This window comes from Gilliamella sp. App2-1 (genome assembly GCF_001690255.1).
Lineage (GTDB): Bacteria > Pseudomonadota > Gammaproteobacteria > Enterobacterales > Orbaceae > Gilliamella > Gilliamella apicola_G.
Genome location: NZ_LZGR01000071.1, coordinates 100,305 through 120,986 on the forward strand (window position 1 = coordinate 100,305; position 20,682 = coordinate 120,986).

Here is a 20,682-nt window from a genome sequence, read left to right on the forward strand (position 1 = left end):
ATATTATGCAAAGTTTAATTAATATTTATCGCTTAGGAATTAAAGAATTATGGGGGTTATTGCGTGATCCTATCATGTTGCTATTAATTGCCTATTGCTTTACCTTTGATATTTACATTGCCGCAACAGCTACTTCTGACTCGTTACATCATGCCTCTATTGCCGTTGTTGACGAAGATAACTCCCCCTTATCAAGACAAATTATTACAGCCTTTTATCCGCCAATGTTTAATTCTCCTGTTAAATTATATTCAATGGATGATGTCGATCGTGGTATGGATACGGATAATTATACGTTTGCTTTAAATATTCCGCCTAATTTTCAGCGTGATGTGCTAAATAATCAAAGTCCAGAAATTCAACTCAATATTGATGCAACCCGAATGGGGCAAGCGTTTGTCGGAAATGGTTATATAACGCAAATTATTACTGGTGAAGTGACTGAATATGTCAACCGTTACAATAAGGTAACAAATTTGCCCGTTAATATACAAGTGCATACTGCCTTTAATCCTAACTTAACGCGATCTTGGTTTGGTTCGGTCATGGAAATTATCAATATTGTGACAACATTATCTATTATATTAACGGGTGCCGCTTTAATGAAAGAACGCGAACATGGTACGATTGACCATCTTCTTGCCATGCCTGTTACTCCTTTTGAAATTATGATATCCAAAGTATGGTCAATGGGGCTTGTGGTATTAATATCAACTTGGGTAGCGTTGTTACTTGTTGTTCATAGTTGGCTAAATGTACCAATTGTAGGTTCGGTAACCTTATTTTTGATAGGTGCAGCATTACATCTTTTTGTGACAACGTCACTTGGTATCTTTATGGCAACAGTAGCCAAATCCACTGCGCAATTCGCAATGTTACTTATTTTAATTTTATTACCACTACAAATGCTATCTGGGGGGAGTACTCCGCGCGAAAGTATGCCAGAAATTGTGCAAAATATTATGATGTTTGCTCCAACTACGCATTTTGTTGAATTAGGGCAGGCAATATTGTATCGAGGTGCTGGCTTAAGTGTGGTTTGGACTTCGTTTGCATGGTTATTAGCAATTGGTACCGTGTTCTTTTTAATCGCTTTAAGGCGATTTCGTAGCTCAATTGTGAATATGGGATCATAATATCTCATATTTTATGGCAAAATTAGTACTATTAAATATATGCAATATTTGTTGCTCAAGCTGATAATTTTGTTGAACTGGATTTAGTTTTTATAATCGGTAAAGTAAATCAGCTATTTACCCAATGGCAATTCATCCCAACGAGTGGTATATCGCTGGCTTAGTAACTCTCGCTTTACTTGCCATGGTGCTGATTTTTGGATTCCACCTAACTGAATTGTGTTTTTTCCCATTTTTTGATTAATTGAATCAATTTTCTTTACCAGCATGTCACTTTTACGCTGCAATAAATGTGCTAGTTCAGTAATGAAAAAGTCAGGTTGGGAATAACTATTTTTAGCTTTTAAATCCAGTAATATAACGCCTGATTTCATAAATAAAAATCTAGTCCAAAGTTACCGACCCATTGCCGAATTTGTATTCCAAGTAATATTATTTTAGGAGTTTTAAAAAATGAATTTAATCTGGTCAGCAGTTGGGTAAGTTGTTAGTTCTTGTCTTCCGGTTTTTTTATTAATTTTTCTTGGTTGGTTATGCGTACAACAAGGGAGCTTTTCAAAAGATTCTAAAAAATTATTATCAGGACTTGTATCAAACTTTGTTTTTCCTGCATTGCTTTTTGTGCATACGTCTCATGCCAAACCATCACAAATATTTAATGGTATTTGGATGATTACCTTTTTCTGTACTATGTCATTTTTATGGATAATTTGTTTTTTAACCAATAAATACATTTTGCATAAAGAGTTAAAGTCAACAGCAATGAATGCAATGCTTTGCTGTTTTTCAATTATGGACGGGATGGGGGGCCTTTTTTAACGTTGATGCTTGGGGCAGCCTCTACCATTTCAGTCGCGCTTACTAATTTTGTTGTTGCATTATCATAGATTCTAATGACAATCTTTTTATTAGAACTCTGTGATACTAAATTATCTGACGGTAAAGTCACCGGCGATATGATCTTTAATGCGGTAAAAAAACTCGCTCATGAAACCGATGTTTTTGGCCGTGATTTTAGGACTCATTGTTAGTGTCACCGATGGAACCCAATGGTTACCTCATTTTGTGTTTAACACCTTTGATATTATGTCAAGTGCCAGTAACTTTATTTCGATTATTGCGGTCGGTGTTGGTATTCATGGGGTTAAATTAAAATTATCTAAACCATTAATGATTAATGTGGTTTTAAAAAGCTTCATTACGCCAATTGTTGCGCTTATTGAAGTGTATTTATTTGGTCTTATAGGTATGGAGGCTGAAGAGATGGTCTTCCTATTAGCCATGCCAACGGCATCAACAGCAGTTATTTTGGCTTATAATTGGAATGTTGAGCAAGAACAAGCATCAAGCATTTTCTTTGCATCAACGGTTCTATCTATCTTTATTTTACCAACTTTATTACTTATTATGGATTTCACCATTCCTGGTATTGCTTAATAAATAAAAACTAGGTATTGATGCCCTCGTTTTATTTGACTTAATCGAGGGCATTTTATGACTTATTACACGCTTCTTGTAAGCGACTTTCTTTAATTGCCAAGACAATCACAGAGCAAATACATCCTACCGTTAGGATAAAATATTACCTTATTTCTTATAAAGAAATAGGTCAGGAAAGGTATTGATTTTAGGGAGAAGTCAATGAGGTTAATTTATTGTAGAGGGGAAACTGATAGCGGTTTTTATATACTAAAATATAAATTGGAGCGGGAAACGAGGTTCGAACTCGCGACCCCGACCTTGGCAAGGTCGTGCTCTACCAACTGAGCTATTCCCGCATGAAAGAGGTTTTAAATGGTGCCCGGGGCGAGACTTGAACTCGCACGGCCAAAAAGGCCGAGGGATTTTAAATCCCTTGTGTCTACCGATTTCACCACCCGGGCTCAAAACTGATTACCTAAAGGTAACTGCGTTTGAATGCAGTGCATTTTACCGATCTTATCATTTCAGTCAATAAAAATTTTTAATTACTGGTTTAATTGCTCAATGTTTGACTAATTATCACTTTAAATGCAGTTATTTTTAATTTGAAAGGAGATGAGTAATTTTGTTTATACGAATCTTTTGAACAAAACTACTCATATAAAAGATGTTTAGATAAACATTAACTAAAAGTTATTCTTCTAATAAATCGCTATGTGCTATCCATAAATATTGTAACATTGATAATAGCGTTAATACTGTTGCAATAAATAACGCAGCCAGACCTGCGTAAATAACAAGATCACAAGGACGCCAAAGTAGCCCTGTTAACGCCGTCATTTGCACTATAGTCTTGATCTTACCAATTGATGAAACGGCTACATTTTTGCGTTTACCGATTTCTGCCATCCATTCACGTAAAGCCGATATTATAATTTCGCGCGAAACGATAATAATTGCAGGGACAGAGATCCACCATGTTTGGTAATATTGAGTGATTAAAACTAGCGCAATTGTTACCATGATTTTGTCGGCAACTGGATCTAGAAATGCACCAAACTTAGTTGTTTGACCTAAGCGACGAGCAAGATAACCATCTAATACATCAGTTACGGCTGCAATTAAAAAAATCAATGCAGAAAAAAAACCAGACCATTCAATAGGGAATAAATAAAACGCTAACACAAAAAAAGGGATTAAAATAACTCGAAATAGTGTTAAGAATGTTGGAAAATTAATTTTCATGTGATACAAGCTCTTTTTTGGTTTATTAATCAATGCATTAGTGATTAATAAAAAACAGTACTTTCTTAATGGTTATGTTGCCTGAAATATGTTATTTTTTCAATGGGTTATTGCTGTAAATTTAGATAAATTTTTTCAGCTAATGGTTTTGATATACCTTGTACTTGAGCTATTTCGTCAATACTGGCATTTTTTACCCCTCTTAATCCACCAAAATGTTTAAGTAGCGCTTGACGTCTTTTGGTGCCAATGCCTTCAATATGTTCTAAGGCGCTATCGGTGAGCTGTTTTGTCCCTTTTTTACGTTGACCAGCAATAGCATGATCGTGTGATGCATTTCTAATTTGCTGAATGAGTAATAGAGCAGGGGAATGATCATCAAGATAATATCCGGTGCCATGAGCTTCAAAAAATAGTGTTTCTAATCCTTCCTTGCGTTCAGCACCTTTTGCGACCCCAATTAAAATTGGGTGATTTTTATCCCAATTTACATCTAATTGTTCAAATACTTTCAGTGCTTGGTTAAGTTGTCCTTTACCACCGTCGATAAAAATGATATCAGGAACTTTTTCGTTAGGCAGATCTTTTTTACTGTAACGGCGCGTTAATACTTGTTCCATTGCTGCATAATCATCACCGGGTGTAATACCAGCAATATTGTAGCGTCGAAATTCAGATTTAACGGGTCCCTTATCATCAAAAACAACACAAGATGCAATGGTATTTTTACCCATAAAATGGCTGATATCAAAACATTCCATTCGATGAATTTTATCAATACCTAGAAAGGCTTTTAATGCCTCATAACGTTGATTAATTGTTGAGTTTGCTAGTAGTTTGTTCTTAACCTCAGTTTGGGCATTCACGGTTGCAATATTGAGTAATTTAAGATTATCGCCTTTAGGTTCATCAACCAGCTTAACTTGATGCTCAGCAATCAGTGACAGTGTTTCTTCCATTGGTTGTTTATCAGACAATGAAAAGTTAAGTAGAATCTTTTTAGGAATATTTCTATTCTGATTGCCTTGCAAATAAAACTGTCCCAAAAAGGTTTCAATAACTTCTTCTAGTTCGGTATTTGATGGTACTTTAGGAAAATAAGAACGATGCCCAAATGTCTGCCCATTGCGAATAAACAGGACATATATACAAGCTAGGCCTAATTCATAATGGAAACCGATCACATCAAGATTATCGTTATTGTTATATATTGCTTGTTTCTCATTGATATGCTTTATTGCCTGTAACTGATCGCGTAGTACGGCGGCTTTTTCGAAATTAAGTTCATTACTAGCCTTTTGCATGTCTTCAGTAATTTTTTGTAATATCTGTTCTGATTGTCCTGATAAAAATAACCTTACATAATTAACTTGCTGTTGATAATCTTCATCACTAACTAAACCTGGTACGCAAGGTCCTAAGCAACGTTTAATTTGATATTGTAGACAGGGGCGTGTTCGATTGCGATAGGTTGAATTTAAACATTGTCTTATTGGAAATGTTTTTTGTAACAAGGCTAATATTTGTTTAACGGCATAACCATTTGGATAAGGACCAAAAAATTCATCTTTTTTTCGATTCACGGCACCACGATAAAGAGACAGCTGTGGATGTTGTTCTTTGCTTAATTTTATGAAAGGATAACTTTTGTCATCTTTCAAAAGCACATTGTATCGAGGTTGATGCTTTTTAATATAAGTTTGTTCAAGCAGTAAAGCTTCGGTTTCGGTATTGGTAATTGTAAATTCAACGTGATGGATATGGCTAACTAGCATATCTGTCTTTAATGTTTTTTTACTATTATTGAAGTAGCTTTTTAAGCGATTATTAAGATCTTTGGCCTTTCCCACATAAATAATCGTCTGTTTATCGTTAAACATCTGATAAATTCCCGGTTTATGTGGGACTGTTTTTAAAAAGGATGTTGAATCAAATTGGCTCATATTAGTTTTCAAATGTGAGGGCTTTTTTCTCTATATGTCTCATAATGGTGCTAAGTAAACCATTTATCAAGAGGTATACTAGTCCAGCCGCTATAAAAATAGTGAAATCATAATAATCTGCATTCAATTCATTGCTATAACCCATCACATCCATGACAGGAATCATTGAAGCTAATGCAGTGCCTTTAACTACAAATATAACTTCATTTGAATAAGTAGAAAGAGCTCGTTTTAATGCATAAGGCAAAACAACTTTTAATGTTTGTCTTTTATTCATACCAAGTGCTTCGCAAGCTTGCCATTGTCCTTTAGGTAAGGCTTTTAACGAACCATAAAAAATTTGGGTTGTATAGGCTGCACTGTTAAGTGTTAATGCCAAGTAAGCACAAAACCAAGGCGAAGAAATAATGTTATAAAATGTCGGTACTTTGACTAAAACATCTCTAAATTGTGATGGTCCATAATAAATTAGTAGTAGTTGCACCAGTAAAGGTGTACCAGTAAATATAATAATATATGTGCGTATAACTTTATTTAATAGAAAGTGATTTAATGATAATAAACATGATAGGCAAGCGGCAATAACTCCAGCAGATAAAATACCTAAAATGCCTAAGCTTAATGTATCAGGTAGACCTTGGGCTATGATTTTAAGGTAATGAATAAAATTATCAGACATAATGCGACCTTACTAACTTTTTGCTGATGTAGGTTGTTCAAAATAGGTTGAGCGTTTTTCAATGCGCGATATAACCTTTTGGCTAAAAATTGAGATGATTAGATAAATAATCATAGCAACGAAATACCATACAAATGGTTGGTTGGTTCGCGCAATAATGGTTTTAGTTTGCATCATTAAATCATCTATTGCGATTGCTGAAACTAGTGCAGTGTCTTTTAACAAAATTAACCACTGATTACTTAATCCTGGTAAAGCATGACGCCACATTTGCGGCATGATAATGCGAAAGAACGTGCGTAATTTACTTAATCCAAGTACTTGAGCTGCTTGTTTTTGTCCATTAGAAATTGCTTTAAATGCACCGCGTAAAGTTTGAGAGGCATAAACAGCATATAGAAGTGAAAGTGCAGCAACACCACATAAAAAAGGACTAATATTAAAATTTTGAATGTCTAATTGTATCGTCAACGAGGTAAAATGAAAATCAATAGTAAAGCCATCATTTAATAATATTAATAATAATGGTAATCCGTTATAAATGGCTACTACAATTAATAATTCGGGCAGTGCACGAATTGTTAAATTGAATAAGGACATTGTCCATGCAACGGGTTTGAATGGAACAGATTCTAATATTGAGAAAATTAAAGCGAAAATAATTCCAATGATTAATGATACAAAGGCTAATGATAACGTGATACCTGTCGCTTGTATAAGCGGCAAAATATATCCATCCATTGAGGATGAAATCCATATCATTTCATTTACAAAAAAATCAAGCATAGAAAAACCAAAATTAAATTAAAAAATAAATTCGCCGCAAGATACTGCGGCGAGGTGACCATTGTAAGATTTCTCTAAAAATAACGTTTATTTATTAAACCATTTTTTGTAGATAGCATCTAACTCTCCACTTGCTTTTAGTTTATCTATTGCTTGATCAAATTGGTTAAGTAATTTTTCATTACCTTTGCGGATAGCAATGCCTAAACCTTCACCAAAATAGTCGTGATCAGTGATTTTATCGCTTAAAGAAACTATATCTGCCTCTTTTCCTAGCCATTCACTAGCTACAATTGAGCTTGACACTATCGCATCAATTCTTTTCGCTTTTAAATCTAAAATAGCGTACTGATAACTATCATAACTAATCGCTTTCATATCTGGATATTTATCGCTTAAATATTTAGGATAGGTCGTTCCTTTTTGGTAACCAACACGTTTACCTTTTAGTTGATCAAGGCTAGTTAATGTATCTTTCAATGTAACAAATTGGATTGAACTATCGTCATAATAAATTTTAGTAAAATCAACTTGCTTTTTACGTTCGGGCGTAATATCGATTCCAGCTATAGCGGCATCAATTCGACGAGTTTTTAAACTAGGAATTAAGCCATCAAATGATTGATTGACAATTTTGCAAGAGACTTTTATTTCATCACAAATTTTATTTATCACATCAATATCAAAACCAATGATTTCATTTTTTTCATTAGTAAATTCAAAAGGCGCATAAGTTGCTTCTGTGCCGATTGTTAAAGTGTCTGCTGCTTGAGCTGCAAACGCTGTTCCTGCAAGACAAATGGCTAGTAACGTTTTTTTCATATATCCACCTAATTTTATTTTCATTAATGTGATAAATAAGCTTTAAACTCTTCGGATTTAGGATGAGCAAAGCATTCAAGTTGTCCTTGCTCAATAATTTTACCTTGTTCCATATAAATGACTTGTGAAGCAACTTTGCGTGCAAAATCGACTTCATGTGTAACGATAATTTGTGTAATACCTGTTTGAGAAAGCTCATTAATAATTTCAGCAACTTGTGATGTGATAGCTGGATCTAATGCTGCCGTTGGTTCGTCAAATAATAATATTTGTGGTTCCATCATTAATGCTCTTGCTATAGCCACACGTTGCTGTTGTCCGCCTGAAAGGTGAAGAGGGTAACGCTCGGCCATATCATCAATTTGCAGCCTTTTTAAAATAGCTATTGCTTTGTCACTAGCTTCTTTTTTAGATAGCTTTAATACATGGCAAGGTGCTTCGATCAAATTTTCTAACACAGTTAAATGTGGCCATAAGTTATAATTTTGAAAAACCATGCCTACATTTTTGCGAAGAAGTCGAATTGTTGACTCACTGATTTTTTCAGAAAAATCAAAATGCGCGTTAGCAATAGTCATCTGCCCTGACGTTGGTATTTCAAGTAAATTAAATACTTTTAATAAAGAGCTTTTACCTGCTCCACTTTGGCCAAGTAATACAATGGTTTCTCCAAGCGGATAGCAGAGTGAAATATCATTTAAGGCCTGATGTTTACCATAAAAACAGTTAATATGGTTTAATTCAATATTCATTGTTAGTTATACGTTTTATTTGACTCTAAATTTGATTAAATATTACTTTTTTTTGCATAAAAATGCAATCTAATTTATTAGACTATCGCTTTTTTTGCTATGTTTTTATACTTAAACACTTTGTTACCTGGAATTTTTTGACAAGATTTTTATAATTAAGGATGCTTATTGGGCATTAGTTAGAATAGGGATCACAGGGCCAAGGTATTTAGGCTCTTTTTTTAGAACATAAAGATCAATAAAAGCACTAACACGAGCAAACATTTCACGGATACGGATTAATTTCATACTTTTAGGAGAGGGTACAGCAAAACACTGTGCTTGTATATCTTGTGCAAGAGCAATAAAAATAGCTCGCTCACAATGAAACTCTTGAGTGATAATAGTAAAATCATTTGCAATAAATACTTTATTCGCACGAACCACTGAATCAAATGTTCTAAAGCCTGCATAATCTAAAACAATGGAATCACTAGGAATACCAGCTTTTATCAAATCCTTCTTCATAGTGATTGGTTCGTTATAACTCACAAGGGCGTTATCACCACTTAATAATAGATAATCGATTTTGTTTTGCCAATAAAGATCAATTGCTCCATCAATACGATTACGGTAAAAATCATTTAAACCACCTCCTCGAACATATTTGGATGTGCCAAGTACAACACCAATGGCTCGATAGGGAAGTTTATTTTCATCATGATAAATATAAGGGGCCGTTTTATAGCTGATCCAAAAATCTAAACTGACAATTGCAACCATTGATAATAGGACAAAACTAGAAAAACAAGCAAGAAGCCTTTTTAATTTCATGCTAAAACCAGTTAAAAATAAACACCATTATTGGAAATAAAAAAGGCGCTGTCAATGATGTTATAATACCACATAATACTAAAGATAAAGAGCTATATGCCCCTTCATTGTAATCTACTTCAATGCAACGAGCTGTGCCAACCGCATGTGAAACTGCACCGATTGATAAGCCTCTGGCTGGTGCTGATTTTATTTTTATTAAATTCAATATCTGATGCCCAAAAATGCCACCCAATATGCCAACGAATATTACGCATAATGCAGCTATAGATGGGATTCCACCTTGATTACTCGCAACAGTTACGGCAATGGCAGTAGTAACAGATTTAGGTAATACAGAAGCAGCAATTTCAGCATTTCCACCTAACCAAAAAACAATGCACACTCCAGTTATCATAGATGCAAGTGATGCGGTAAAAGTAATAATCATTATTGATTTCCACCGCGCTTTAATTTGTGGAATAAGCTCATATAAAGGATAGGCTAGAGCTACAACTGAATAAGGTAATAAATCATTAATGATGCGCACGTTACTAACGTATTGTATATAGCTTGTATTGGTTATTAGCAAAAGTGGAATTAATACTATGACAGAAATCACTAAAGGATTAAATAGTGGATTTTTTATTTTAAATGACATTCTTCGAATAATGAGAAAAACACAAATCGTTAATGGTAGCATCCATATCATGGCTGATTTTCCTCATCTTGTGGTGATATCATTGAATTATTTGGGGCTACTTTATGACAGTATTCCGTTAAAAAAGCACTTAAAATTAATATGATAAGAGAGCTACCTACACAGCCAAATATAATCGGTACCCAATTTTGCATTAAAAGTGAATAATTATCCATAATTCCCATTGCAGCAGGAATGAAAAGTAATGTCATGTAACGCATGAAAAGATTGCAACTATTTTTGATCCAACAGGTGGGAATTAGCTGAAATGTAAGCAATAAAAATAGAATCAACAAACCAATAATACTGCCGGGAATCATTATAGGTAATATTTTAGAAATAATCTTTCCTACCCATAGGCAGAGAGTTAATATGACTAATCCTCGACTATAACTAAATAGTGTATAATACAAAGAATATAGTCGATGTTTGATAGTGGCGTGCTTAGCTAGAAAATGTTTCATAACATAAATGCTATTAGTCTTAATTTTAAATTATGATCATTATGCCTGTGGTTACGCGACATAATTTTATTTGTTTATATAATACCCCCGACAAAATTAATTACCAACTAAATAATAGCAATAATGATAAAGTTGTTTAATTATAGCGAGTTTTTCTTGCTGGTGAATATAATTTTCTGCAAGTTGTTCTAATGTCAATAAATAATCTTCGATTTTTTGGGTATTAAACTTGTCACGACAATAATCCTGCCAAATAATCAGCTCATGTTCTGTTAAAGTTTGCGGGTAATTTCGCGCTTTATATCTAAAAAATAACGTTGCTAAACGAGGATCATCAAACGTTAATGATAAACTATCTAATAAATGGACTGGCGTGGTTCGAATTATTTCACAGCGTAATTTATCTTGGTTATTAAAAAATTTTCCATAAATTTGAGTGTCAACATCTGAACGAATAGCATTAACAGAACTGTTGTCATCGATATTGAATAGTGCCTGCATTTTATTTTGTAATAATTTGTGATTTTGTAATAGCTTTTGCTGGTTGATTAAGCATTGTTCTATATCAATATTAAATCTTTTAGCATTTTCAGATAATAAGGTTTTTAATGGTGCAAGAATAGGACATTTATTGGTATGAACCAATTTTAAAGGCACTCGCGACTCACCCAATTGTAGATCTTCAGTTTTGGTGTACAGTTTTTCTTTTATTTCCTCAACGGATAGATTGATTAAGAGATCAATATCTCCTGTTAAATCACAAATAACAGCGGAATGATTTTGTACTGGATGCCAAATTATAGGCGCAACTAAAGATAGATTACCTCGATGGCTACCTAACATGCCTGATACGTGAACCAGTGGCGTCATATTCACCACATCAATAAGCTCAGCTACTTTATTCTTTTTACGTAATGAGAAAAAATAATTGAACAGTTTAGGTTGTTTTTCTTTTATTAATTTAGCCATTGCAATAGTTGCATAAACATCCGACATCGCATCATGAGCTTGTTCATGCTTAATGTTGTTCGCTTCTGTCAAATGTTGTAAACGAAAGCTTGGTAGACCTTCATCATTTATTGGCCAATTAATTCCTTCTGGTCTTAGCGCATAACAAGCTCGAACTACATCCAGCAGATCCCATCTTGAATTGCCGTTTTGCCAACAATAAGCATAAGGATCATAAAAATTACGATATAAAATATTGCGAGTTACTTCATCATCAAAACGAATATTATTATAGCCCAGAATACAAGTATTAGACTCACTAAATGCTTGATGAATTAGGCGAGTAAATTCTGCTTCACAAATCCCTTTTTGATTTGCTTCTTGAGGTGTAATTCCGGTGATTAATACAGCCTCTGGATTTGGCAGATAGTCTTGAGCTTGACAGCAATATATAACTAAGGGCTCTTCAATGATATTAAAATCTTCATCAGTTCGAACTCCAGCAAATTGGGCTGGGCGATCTAATGCAGGATGAGTTCCAAAAGTTTCATAATCGTGAAAGTAAAAAGTTAGTTGTTCAGAGCAGTATTTCATTGCGTAGTTTTACTCGTATTTGTTTTTGTTACATTCAATTATTTGATTGTTTTTTAATGTAAGAAAATAAAATGGCGTTAGATTATATAAAACTAAAACCAGTATCAGTTAAGCTTTACTTAGAAGGCTTAAACCAATTAATATTGCTGAATAAACATAAGAATACCACAAAATTAGGTTTGCATTTTAATTTTTCAAAGGAGGGTAACAAAGTGTTATGAAAATTAACTTGTCACAAGTGCTGTTCTTATAAGGCCTTGCTAGAAAGTTAAATTTTGACAAGGCATTATTTTGTTTATTTTTAACTTAATTGGTAGGAGCACTTTCGATAATAGCTGCTAATTTTTGAAGTGTTAGTCTTAATAACTTTGGCATAGTATCTAATTCGATTGAGTCCATTAGGTTTTTAACATAAAGTCCTAACTCAGTATCACCTTCAACAATCAAACGACGTTGAAAAAATAGAGTATCGGGATCTTGTCGTCGGGTGGCTATCATAATTAAATCATTAGCATTGCCAATAAAACTCACGTCAGCAATTTCTTCTCGACTTACCACAAGTTTATTATCAATGAGACTTACAAACCAAATAAGCTCTAGATCAGTCACTTGAATTTTAAGCCATCGATTTTCTAAAAAGTCGAGCTCACCATCTTCAAGAGCATGCTCAAATTGTAGTTGTAATAATTGTTCTATGGCTTGCTTTTTAACATTAAAAGGTATGCATCGTAAGGTAAGCCCCAAAACATGGGGCGCTTTATTAACAAACTGTGAGTGAATTTTGTTTAAAATTTGGCTTTTCGCTTCAATCATTTATGCATCTCCAGAAATCATTTTTTCATAAATATCTAAATCAGTATTCAGATGTTCAAATGTTTCTTCACTCACCTCATTACGAATTTTCATTTGTAGCAAAGCTGTGCGCTCTGCACCAATTGCAACGAGACGCATACGCCTCTCTAAGTTTTCTGCCTCAAGCGCTTTTTGCTCTAAATCTTTAAGACCTGTTCGACGTCTTAACGAACCAATAACACGAGAACCAATTTCATGAATAATTTCTTGATCTAAACCAGCTTCAGATGTTTCTTGCAATAAATTATTTTGCATTTTTTCAAGACTGATAATTGCTTCTTCGGCCATTTGACCTTTGACTGTTAAAATTTCATTTTGTTGTTCAGAATTGTCTAAAATTACACTACCTCGTAACAAGATAGGTAATATTATTACTGCTACGATCAATGAAATTAAAATGATACCTGTTGCAATAAAAACAAGTTGATAACGACCACTAATTGTCATTGGAATAGATAATACACCTGCTAGGGTAATGGCTCCTCGAACGCCTGCAAATGTCGAAATCAAAAGATCTCTCGTTGAGTATGCTCTAAATGCAAGTGGGCGTTTGTTTCCAAATGGCATAGTCGGCATATGTTTCATACCCCATAACCAAGCAAATCGAGTTCCCATCAATACAGCAAAAACAAATAAAACAATTAAACATAATTGCCATACCTCAATTGATTTATCAATTTGATTTTCGGCAAAAGTATTATTCAAAATGCTTGGTAACTGAATACCTAATAAAACAAATACAAATCCATTAAATACAAAGGTTAACATTGACCATGTGCTATCTGATTGTAAACGTGCAGTTAAAGGAGCATTTCGCATCATACCAGAGTGGTTAACTGTCATGCCAGCACTTACTGCTGCTAAAATGCCAGAACAATGGCATTCTTCTGCCATAATATAAGCGGCAAATGGCAGTAAGAATAATAATACAATTTGAATTGCAGGATCATTATGAGTCAGCTTATTTATTTTACGTAAAATACGTGCGTATAACCAAGTAAATAAAACACCAATAGCCAATCCACCAATAGCAACAGTAAAAAATTTCACGCTAACATCAAAGATGCTAAATACCGCATCACCAACAGCAATAGCAATAGCAAATTTTAACGATACCAAGCCCGAAGCATCATTCATTAACGCTTCACCTTCAATGATTTCCATTTTTTCTTTTTCAATGCGCCCTTTACCGACAATACCACTTAATGCTACGGCATCAGTTGGTGATAAAACTGCCGCTAATGCAAATGTTGCAGCTAACTCAATTCCTTGCGGTAACATCCAATAAAGTAAATAACCGACAGCGACGATAGTAATTACAACCAAAACTAGTGCTAGCCCTACAATTTCCCTAACATTGTATACAAAATCTTTTACTGATGTTTTACGGCCATCAGCAAATAGTAATGGTGGAATGAATAAAACAAGAAATAATTCTGGGTCAAATTTTACATAAACACCAAAGGCAGCCAAAATGCAACCTAATAATATTTGCATTAGTGGTAGCGGAATTTGAATTGGCAACATTTTAACAACGACACCAGAAAGTGATACAATTAACACTAGAAGTAAAATTACTGAAAAAAGTTCCATAGTTCGTCTTTTATTTATCCTATAATCCTATTGTTTGTATTGATTATATCGGATCTTTAGTTAAATTTCAGGTGAAAATTTCATGGAATTATTTAAATTTTGGTCAGATATAATTATTAATTAAAAAACAGTGATATAATTAACAGGTCTTTTCGATGGAAAGTTGGCAAAGAGCATTTATACTACATACTCGTTCTTATAGTGAAAGCAGTGTATTAGCCGATCTGTTTGTCGAAAATGTTGGAAAGATTACTGTGTTAGCCAAAGGAGCAAGAAGGAAGAGTTCTGCACTGAAAGGCATGTTGCAACCTTTTACTCCACTCATAGTGCAATATTCAGGCAAAGGTGAAATAAAAACATTGAGACAAGTTGAAGCTATGTCTCTGGCATTGCCGTTGGTATCTGTTTTCTTATATAGTGGATTTTATTTAAATGAGCTATTACATCGAGTTTTAGTTGCAGAAATGGAAATGCCAACTCTTTTTGATGATTATTTAAGAAGCTTGCAACAATTAGCCCAGCAGGTTCCTGCAGAACATGTGCTGCGAGATTTTGAATTATCATTATTAGAAAATTTAGGGTATCACGTTGATTTTTTTCACTGCTATGTAACTAGCGATGATATTGTTGAGTCGATGCATTATCAATATCAATCAGAAAAAGGATTTATCAGCAGTTTATTACAAAATAGTTCCAGTTTTACTGGTGAACAAGTTTTGGCTTTAGGGAAACGTCAATTTAATAATGAAGATACACTAAGAGCAGCTAAACGTTTTACCAGAATAGCGTTGAGACCTTATGTAGGATCAAAACCTTTTAAAAGCAGAGAACTATTTTTAAAAATTTAGTTTTGCTAATTTGGGGCTTGATTGTAATAGACTATTAAATTTTTTTTGATGCTCGATTAAGTAATATATCAAGTTGATTAGAAAATTTTTCTCGGTTTTTGTTGGAAAACGTAGCTGGTCCTTTAGTCTGTATTCCGCTAGCTCGCATCGTTTCCATAAAATCTCGCATAGTTAATCGTTCTTTAATTGTATCAAGTGTGTATTGTTCTCCTCGTGGCGTGAGTACTAAAGCACCTTTATTTAAAACCTCTGATGCAAGTGGAATGTCAGAGGTAATGACTAATTCATTTTTTTTAACTAACTCAACAATTTTATTGTCTGCAACATCAAATCCTTTTTCAACTTGCAAGCTTTTGATATAAGGCGAGGAGGGGGGATATAATCGCTGATTAGCAATTAAAACAACATTAATTGCTTTCCTGTTAGCTACTCGATATAAAATCTCTTTAATTGGGTTTGGGCATGCATCAGCATCAATCCAAATGTTCATAACCAGTATGTCTATATTATAAAATATCAATTGCAAGCAATTATAGCTGTTATTAGGAAAAAACTTCTATTCATTTTTTGTGAAAATATTTTAGGTAAACCAGCTGTTTATTCTATTTTATGAATTTACTTATATTGATATAAACTAATTCTTTCTATTTAAAATCTTGATGATAAGTGGTAGTATATCGGACCAATTTATTTATGTACGCAAGTGCGCTTTCGTGTGGCGCACCACTGTTATAAGGATTTATTATGCCAATTATTACTCTTCCTGATGGAAGTCAACGCCAATTTGATAAACCCGTTACTGTTTTAGAAGTTGCACAAAGTATTGGTGCAGGGCTGGCAAAAGCTTGTATAGCTGGACGTGTAAATGGTGAGCGTAAAGATGCCTCTGATATTATTGAGCAAGATGCAACATTAGCCATCATTACCACTAAAGACGAAGATGGACTTGAAATTATTCGTCATTCTTGTGCACATTTATTAGGTCATGCGATTAAGCAATTATGGCCTGATACACAAATGGCAATCGGTCCAACAATTGATAATGGCTTTTATTATGACGTTGATTTAGATCACTCACTAACACAGGAAGATCTTGATGCATTAGAAAAACGCATGCATGAATTGGCTAAAAAAGATTATGAAGTAAAAAAAGAAGTCGTTAGTTGGGAACAAGCTAGAGAAGTATTTTGGGAGCGACGTGAACCCTATAAAATTGCTATCTTAGATGAGAATATCCCTAAAGATTCAAAACCAGCACTTTATCATCACGAAGAATATATTGATATGTGTCGTGGACCACATGTACCTAATATGCGTTTTTGCCACCATTTTAAATTGCAAAAAGTTGCAGGTGCTTATTGGCGTGGTAACAGTGACAATAAAATGTTACAACGTATTTATGGAACAGCATGGGCAGACAAAAAACAGCTCGATAGCTATTTACAATTTTTAGAAGAAGCGGCTAAACGTGATCACCGTAAAATAGGTAAACAACTTGATCTTTATCATATGCAAGAAGAAGCGCCCGGTATGGTGTTTTGGCATAATGATGGATGGATTATCTTCCGTGAACTTGAAGTTTTTGTTCGCACTAAATTGAAAGAGTATGATTATCAAGAAGTAAAAGGTCCATTTATGATGGATCGTGTTTTATGGGAAAAAACGGGGCATTGGGGTAATTATAAAGAGTTGATGTTTGTCACTTCATCTGAAAATCGTGAATATTGTATTAAACCAATGAACTGTCCAGGGCACGTACAGATTTTTAATCAAGGTTTAAAATCTTATCGTGATTTACCATTACGTATGGCGGAATTTGGTAGTTGTCATCGAAACGAGCCATCTGGATCTTTACACGGATTGATGCGTGTTCGAGGTTTTACTCAAGATGATGCGCATATTTTTTGTACTGAAAGTCAAATTCGCAGTGAAGTTAATAACTGTATCAAAATGGTTTACGATACTTATAGTACTTTCGGTTTTACAGATATTACTGTTAAGTTATCCACTCGTCCAGAAAAACGAATCGGTAAAGATGAAACGTGGGATCTTGCTGAAAAAGATTTGGCCGGATGTTTAACTGAAAATGGCATTGATTTTGAATACCTACCAGGTGAGGGTGCCTTTTATGGACCAAAAATCGAATTTACTCTACATGACTGTTTAGGGCGTGCATGGCAATGTGGTACTGTTCAACTAGACTTTATGCTACCGGAACGTTTAGACGCAACTTATGTTGGCGAAGATAACGAACGTCATGTTCCTGTTATGATTCATAGAGCTATTTTAGGTTCAATGGAGCGTTTTATGGGAATCTTAACTGAAAACTGTGCAGGATTCTTCCCAACATGGCTTGCTCCATTGCAAGTTGCGGTAATTAATATTACCGATAATCAAGCTGAATATGCAAAACAATTAACCGCGCAACTACAAAAAGTTGGCATTAGAGCAAAAGCGGACTTGAGAAATGAGAAAATAGGGTTTAAAATCCGTGAACATACTCTAAAACGTGTTCCTTATATGTTTGTTTGTGGAGACAAAGAAATGGAATCAGGAACAATTTCAGTTCGAACTCGCCAAGGTAAAGATCTTGGTAGCTTTGAAGTGAAACATGTTATAGAATTGTTGCTTAACGAAATTCATAGTCGTTCATTAGAACAAATGAATTAATGATAAATTAATTTGGAGGAATGAGATATTAAAGTCAGTAAACGAATTCAGTCAACACGAGCACATAAGATCAACGATGAAATTACCGCTCGTGAGGTGAGATTAACCGGCGTCGATGGTGAGCAGCTCGGTATAGTAAGCTTAGATGAAGCTTTAAAACAAGCTGAAGAGGCAACCTTAGATTTAGTTGAAATAAGCCCTAATGCAGAGCCACCTGTTTGTCGAATTATGGATTATGGCAAGTTCCTCTATGAAAAGAGTAAAGCAACAAAAGAGCAGAAAAAAAAGCAAAAGGTTGTTCAGGTTAAGGAAATTAAGTTCCGACCTGGTACAGACGAAGGCGACTATCAGGTAAAACTCCGCAGCCTGATTCGCTTTCTTGAAGATGGCGATAAAGCTAAAGTCACATTACGTTTTCGTGGTCGTGAGATGGCTCACCAACAGTTAGGTTCTGAGATGCTTGATCGCATTAAAGAAGACTTAGCTGATTTGGCGATCATTGAGTCTTATCCAACTAAGATTGAAGGTCGACAAATGATTATGGTGCTTGCGCCGAAGAAGAAATAGTGGTTTTACAAGCTAATTTTTGATTTATTGAAAATTACACCATTATTTTATTTTTATTAACAATGCGAAGTGGAAATTAATAAAATGCCTAAAATTAAAACTGTAAAAGGCGCAGCAAAGCGCTTTAAAAAAACAGCTTCTGGTGGCTTTAAGCATAAGCAAGCTAACAAAAGTCATATCCTAACTAAAAAATCAACTAAACGTAAACGTCATTTACGTGGTTTGACGACTGTGTCAAAAGGCGATTTAGGTTTAGTTACTGCGTGTGTTCCATACGCTTAATTTTGGTTAATTATTTAGAGGATATAGTTTATGGCTCGTGTTAAACGTGGTGTTATTGCTCGTGCACGTCACAAGAAAATTTTAAAACAAGCAAAAGGTTATTATGGAGCTCGTTCACGTGTATATCGTGTTGCTTTCCAAGCTGTAATTAAAGCTGGACAATATGCTTACCGTGACCGTCGTCAACGTAAACGCCAATTCCGTCAATTATGGATTGTTCGTATTAATGCTGCAGCTCGTCAATGTGGTCTTTCTTATAGCCGTTTTATCAATGGGTTAAAGAAAGCATCAATTGAAATCGATCGTAAGATCCTTGCTGACATTGCTGTATTTGACAAAAATGCATTTGCTGCATTAGTTGAAAAAGCAAAAGCAGCACTATAATAACTTGATAAAAGCCGAGTCATCTCGGCTTTTATCATTCTAATTTTGATATTTTTGAAGAGTAAATTAATTATGAACATAGTTATTTTTCGTTTCTTTTTTGGTTTCTGTTGCAATATAAATTCATGAGGCAAAGAAAAAACGAAAAATGATTATAAAAGCCTCAAAAGAGGCTTTTTTTATGCAATGAACAACAAGCAGGAGAACTGTATGTCTCAATTAGTTGAACTGGTGAATAATGCCAAATCCGCTATTGAAAGTGCTAATGATATTAATTCGATCGAACAAATTCGAGTGGAGTATTTTGGAAAAAAAGGCTATTTTACCATGCAGATGGCTTCTTTACGTGATGTTCCTGCCGATGAGCGTCCAGCTGTCGGTCAAAAAATCAATGAGGCAAAGCAAGAAGTAGTTGAAATATTAAATCAAAAGCGTAATTTTTTAGAACGACAGGCGCTTGATGCAAAACTAGCCAATGAAACAATTGATATTACGTTGCCAGGTAAATCACTTGAATTAGGTGGATTACATCCAGTCACAAAAACAATTAATCGATTAGTTGATTTTTTTGGTGAGCTGGGTTTTGTTGTTGAAACTGGTCCTGAAATTGAAGATGACTACCATAATTTTGATGCACTGAATATTCCGGCTCATCATCCTGCGCGTGCTGATCACGATACATTTTGGTTTGATGCAAAACGATTATTAAGAACACAGACGTCAACTGTGCAAATTCGCACTATGGAAAACCAAAAACCCCCAATCCGAATCATTGCACCAGGTAGAACTTATCGCAATGATTATGATCAGACTCATACGCCTATGTTCCACCAAATGGAAGGTTTACTGGTTGATAAGGATATCAGCTTTACACATTTAAAAGGGTTATTACACGATTTTCTTCATTGCTTTTTTGAAGATAATATGGAAATTCGTTTTAGACCAGCCTATTTTCCATTTACAGAACCTTCAGCTGAAGTTGATATTAAAGCTAAAAACGGTAAATGGTTAGAAGTGTTAGGTTGTGGAATGGTACATCCTAATGTATTACGTAATGTGGGCATTGATCCTGAAATCTATAGTGGTTTTGCTTTTGGTATGGGTATAGAGCGATTAACCATGCTACGTTACGGTGTCACAGATTTGCGTTCTTTTTTTGAAAATGACTTACGTTTTTTAAAGCAATTTAATTAATTCTGGAGA

General features: G+C 34.4%; 22 protein-coding genes, 2 tRNA genes and 2 pseudogenes. 10 read left to right on the forward strand and 16 right to left on the reverse strand.

The genetic code is table 11. The features are described 5' to 3' along the window. The first annotated feature begins 5 nt into the window (after window positions 1–5). Window positions 6–1,136, forward strand: a complete 1,131-nt coding sequence (locus tag A9G22_RS09610; RefSeq protein WP_065587333.1) for an ABC transporter permease — start codon at window positions 6–8, stop codon at window positions 1,134–1,136. A 113-nt stretch (window positions 1,137–1,249) separates the two neighbouring features. Here A9G22_RS09610 and A9G22_RS09615 read toward each other — a convergent pair whose 3' ends face one another. Then, window positions 1,250–1,510 (reverse strand): DUF4113 domain-containing protein, encoded by a 261-nt coding sequence (locus A9G22_RS09615; protein WP_075508783.1) that lies wholly within the window; start codon window positions 1,508–1,510, stop codon window positions 1,250–1,252. Window positions 1,511–1,634: 124 nt separating this feature from the next. Between A9G22_RS09615 and A9G22_RS11870 the strand changes: the two are divergent. From A9G22_RS11870 to A9G22_RS09620, 3 genes and pseudogenes are all read left to right on the forward strand, one after another. After that, window positions 1,635–1,955: pseudogene (locus A9G22_RS11870) on the forward strand (AEC family transporter); the annotation flags it as partial. A gap of 74 nt (window positions 1,956–2,029) precedes the next feature. Next, window positions 2,030–2,167: a hypothetical protein gene (locus A9G22_RS11430; RefSeq protein WP_176700263.1), complete on the forward strand. Its 138-nt coding sequence runs from the start codon at window positions 2,030–2,032 to the stop codon at window positions 2,165–2,167. Next, window positions 2,124–2,573, forward strand: a complete 450-nt coding sequence (locus A9G22_RS09620) for an AEC family transporter (RefSeq protein WP_065587336.1) — start codon at window positions 2,124–2,126, stop codon at window positions 2,571–2,573. Before A9G22_RS11430 ends, A9G22_RS09620 begins: the two co-directional genes overlap by 44 nt. 265 nt (window positions 2,574–2,838) lie before the next feature. Here the strand turns inward: A9G22_RS09620 and A9G22_RS09625 are convergent. The 14 genes and pseudogenes from A9G22_RS09625 to A9G22_RS09690 form a co-directional block, all read right to left on the reverse strand. Beyond that, window positions 2,839–2,914, reverse strand: a tRNA-Gly gene (locus A9G22_RS09625). A gap of 17 nt (window positions 2,915–2,931) precedes the next feature. Next, a tRNA-Leu gene (locus tag A9G22_RS09630) sits at window positions 2,932–3,019 on the reverse strand. A 232-nt stretch (window positions 3,020–3,251) separates the two neighbouring features. After that, on the reverse strand, window positions 3,252–3,803 hold the full coding sequence (gene pgsA, locus A9G22_RS09635; RefSeq protein ID WP_075508785.1) for a CDP-diacylglycerol--glycerol-3-phosphate 3-phosphatidyltransferase: 552 nt from the start codon (window positions 3,801–3,803) through the stop codon (window positions 3,252–3,254). A gap of 107 nt (window positions 3,804–3,910) precedes the next feature. Next, complete coding sequence (gene uvrC / locus A9G22_RS09640; RefSeq protein WP_065587338.1) at window positions 3,911–5,746, reverse strand: excinuclease ABC subunit UvrC; 1,836 nt, start codon at window positions 5,744–5,746, stop codon at window positions 3,911–3,913. A 1-nt stretch (window position 5,747) separates the two neighbouring features. Further along, entirely contained in the window at window positions 5,748–6,425 is a 678-nt protein-coding gene (gene artM, locus A9G22_RS09645; protein ID WP_065587339.1) for an arginine ABC transporter permease ArtM, read from the reverse strand. Between the two features lie 12 nt (window positions 6,426–6,437). After that, the gene (artQ, locus tag A9G22_RS09650; RefSeq protein ID WP_065587340.1) at window positions 6,438–7,166 is read right to left on the reverse strand and encodes an arginine ABC transporter permease ArtQ; all 729 of its coding nucleotides are present in this window, start codon (window positions 7,164–7,166) and stop codon (window positions 6,438–6,440) included. A gap of 132 nt (window positions 7,167–7,298) precedes the next feature. Beyond that, on the reverse strand, window positions 7,299–8,033 hold the full coding sequence (locus tag A9G22_RS09655; protein ID WP_065587341.1) for a transporter substrate-binding domain-containing protein: 735 nt from the start codon (window positions 8,031–8,033) through the stop codon (window positions 7,299–7,301). Window positions 8,034–8,056: 23 nt separating this feature from the next. Then, window positions 8,057–8,785, reverse strand: a complete 729-nt coding sequence (gene artP, locus A9G22_RS09660; RefSeq protein ID WP_075508786.1) for an arginine ABC transporter ATP-binding protein ArtP — start codon at window positions 8,783–8,785, stop codon at window positions 8,057–8,059. A 183-nt stretch (window positions 8,786–8,968) separates the two neighbouring features. After that, window positions 8,969–9,598: pseudogene (locus tag A9G22_RS09665) on the reverse strand (ElyC/SanA/YdcF family protein); the annotation flags it as partial. Window position 9,599: 1 nt separating this feature from the next. After that, entirely contained in the window at window positions 9,600–10,289 is a 690-nt protein-coding gene (locus tag A9G22_RS09670) for a CidB/LrgB family autolysis modulator (protein ID WP_075508788.1), read from the reverse strand. Next, complete coding sequence (locus A9G22_RS09675) at window positions 10,286–10,741, reverse strand: CidA/LrgA family protein (protein WP_081297021.1); 456 nt, start codon at window positions 10,739–10,741, stop codon at window positions 10,286–10,288. Before A9G22_RS09675 ends, A9G22_RS09670 begins: the two co-directional genes overlap by 4 nt. A 96-nt stretch (window positions 10,742–10,837) precedes the next feature. After that, on the reverse strand, window positions 10,838–12,283 hold the full coding sequence (gene sbcB / locus A9G22_RS09680) for an exodeoxyribonuclease I (RefSeq protein ID WP_065587344.1): 1,446 nt from the start codon (window positions 12,281–12,283) through the stop codon (window positions 10,838–10,840). Between the two features lie 306 nt (window positions 12,284–12,589). Beyond that, on the reverse strand, window positions 12,590–13,075 hold the full coding sequence (gene ubiT, locus A9G22_RS09685) for a ubiquinone anaerobic biosynthesis accessory factor UbiT (protein ID WP_141670044.1): 486 nt from the start codon (window positions 13,073–13,075) through the stop codon (window positions 12,590–12,592). A 21-nt stretch (window positions 13,076–13,096) separates the two neighbouring features. After that, window positions 13,097–14,728 (reverse strand): Na+/H+ antiporter, encoded by a 1,632-nt coding sequence (locus tag A9G22_RS09690; protein WP_065587346.1) that lies wholly within the window; start codon window positions 14,726–14,728, stop codon window positions 13,097–13,099. Between the two features lie 155 nt (window positions 14,729–14,883). Between A9G22_RS09690 and recO the strand changes: the two genes are divergently transcribed. Further along, a complete protein-coding gene (gene recO / locus A9G22_RS09695; protein ID WP_075508789.1) occupies window positions 14,884–15,576 on the forward strand; it encodes a DNA repair protein RecO in 693 nt (230 codons plus the stop codon). A 34-nt stretch (window positions 15,577–15,610) separates the two neighbouring features. Here recO and A9G22_RS09700 read toward each other — a convergent pair whose 3' ends face one another. Continuing rightward, window positions 15,611–16,066, reverse strand: coding sequence for a YaiI/YqxD family protein (locus A9G22_RS09700; protein WP_075508790.1), 456 nt, complete (start codon window positions 16,064–16,066; stop codon window positions 15,611–15,613). 254 nt (window positions 16,067–16,320) lie between these two features. Here A9G22_RS09700 and thrS point away from each other — a divergent pair, with 254 nt between their 5' ends. From thrS to pheS, 5 genes are all read left to right on the forward strand, one after another. After that, window positions 16,321–18,246 (forward strand): threonine--tRNA ligase, encoded by a 1,926-nt coding sequence (gene thrS / locus A9G22_RS09705; RefSeq protein WP_075508791.1) that lies wholly within the window; start codon window positions 16,321–16,323, stop codon window positions 18,244–18,246. A gap of 27 nt (window positions 18,247–18,273) precedes the next feature. After that, entirely contained in the window at window positions 18,274–18,813 is a 540-nt protein-coding gene (gene infC / locus A9G22_RS09710) for a translation initiation factor IF-3 (RefSeq protein ID WP_065587350.1), read from the forward strand. A gap of 84 nt (window positions 18,814–18,897) precedes the next feature. Further along, on the forward strand, window positions 18,898–19,095 hold the full coding sequence (rpmI, locus tag A9G22_RS09715) for a 50S ribosomal protein L35 (protein ID WP_034945602.1): 198 nt from the start codon (window positions 18,898–18,900) through the stop codon (window positions 19,093–19,095). Window positions 19,096–19,125: 30 nt separating this feature from the next. Then, window positions 19,126–19,479 (forward strand): 50S ribosomal protein L20, encoded by a 354-nt coding sequence (gene rplT / locus A9G22_RS09720; protein ID WP_024496189.1) that lies wholly within the window; start codon window positions 19,126–19,128, stop codon window positions 19,477–19,479. A gap of 210 nt (window positions 19,480–19,689) precedes the next feature. Next, on the forward strand, window positions 19,690–20,673 hold the full coding sequence (pheS, locus tag A9G22_RS09725) for a phenylalanine--tRNA ligase subunit alpha (RefSeq protein WP_065637553.1): 984 nt from the start codon (window positions 19,690–19,692) through the stop codon (window positions 20,671–20,673). The last annotated feature ends 9 nt before the right edge of the window (window positions 20,674–20,682 follow it).

Bases quoted from the DNA above. Each gene is read 5' to 3' on its own strand.
- A9G22_RS09620 (WP_065587336.1), top strand. From the start codon at position 2,124: ATGAAACCGATGTTTTTGGCCGTGATTTTAGGACTCATTGTTAGTGTC.
- thrS (WP_075508791.1), top strand. From the start codon at position 16,321: ATGCCAATTATTACTCTTCCTGATGGAAGTCAACGCCAATTTGATAAA.
- A9G22_RS09690 (WP_065587346.1), bottom strand. From the start codon at position 14,728: ATGGAACTTTTTTCAGTAATTTTACTTCTAGTGTTAATTGTATCACTT.
- recO (WP_075508789.1), top strand. From the start codon at position 14,884: ATGGAAAGTTGGCAAAGAGCATTTATACTACATACTCGTTCTTATAGT.
- A9G22_RS11430 (WP_176700263.1), top strand. From the start codon at position 2,030: ATGACAATCTTTTTATTAGAACTCTGTGATACTAAATTATCTGACGGT.
- pgsA (WP_075508785.1), bottom strand. From the start codon at position 3,803: ATGAAAATTAATTTTCCAACATTCTTAACACTATTTCGAGTTATTTTA.
- artP (WP_075508786.1), bottom strand. From the start codon at position 8,785: ATGAATATTGAATTAAACCATATTAACTGTTTTTATGGTAAACATCAG.
- A9G22_RS09610 (WP_065587333.1), top strand. From the start codon at position 6: ATGCAAAGTTTAATTAATATTTATCGCTTAGGAATTAAAGAATTATGG.
- artQ (WP_065587340.1), bottom strand. From the start codon at position 7,166: ATGGATGGATATATTTTGCCGCTTATACAAGCGACAGGTATCACGTTA.
- A9G22_RS09615 (WP_075508783.1), bottom strand. From the start codon at position 1,510: ATGAAATCAGGCGTTATATTACTGGATTTAAAAGCTAAAAATAGTTAT.
- pheS (WP_065637553.1), top strand. From the start codon at position 19,690: ATGTCTCAATTAGTTGAACTGGTGAATAATGCCAAATCCGCTATTGAA.
- A9G22_RS09675 (WP_081297021.1), bottom strand. From the start codon at position 10,741: ATGAAACATTTTCTAGCTAAGCACGCCACTATCAAACATCGACTATAT.
- sbcB (WP_065587344.1), bottom strand. From the start codon at position 12,283: ATGAAATACTGCTCTGAACAACTAACTTTTTACTTTCACGATTATGAA.
- rpmI (WP_034945602.1), top strand. From the start codon at position 18,898: ATGCCTAAAATTAAAACTGTAAAAGGCGCAGCAAAGCGCTTTAAAAAA.
- rplT (WP_024496189.1), top strand. From the start codon at position 19,126: ATGGCTCGTGTTAAACGTGGTGTTATTGCTCGTGCACGTCACAAGAAA.
- A9G22_RS09670 (WP_075508788.1), bottom strand. From the start codon at position 10,289: ATGATATGGATGCTACCATTAACGATTTGTGTTTTTCTCATTATTCGA.
- A9G22_RS09700 (WP_075508790.1), bottom strand. From the start codon at position 16,066: ATGAACATTTGGATTGATGCTGATGCATGCCCAAACCCAATTAAAGAG.
- artM (WP_065587339.1), bottom strand. From the start codon at position 6,425: ATGTCTGATAATTTTATTCATTACCTTAAAATCATAGCCCAAGGTCTA.
- A9G22_RS09655 (WP_065587341.1), bottom strand. From the start codon at position 8,033: ATGAAAAAAACGTTACTAGCCATTTGTCTTGCAGGAACAGCGTTTGCA.
- uvrC (WP_065587338.1), bottom strand. From the start codon at position 5,746: ATGAGCCAATTTGATTCAACATCCTTTTTAAAAACAGTCCCACATAAA.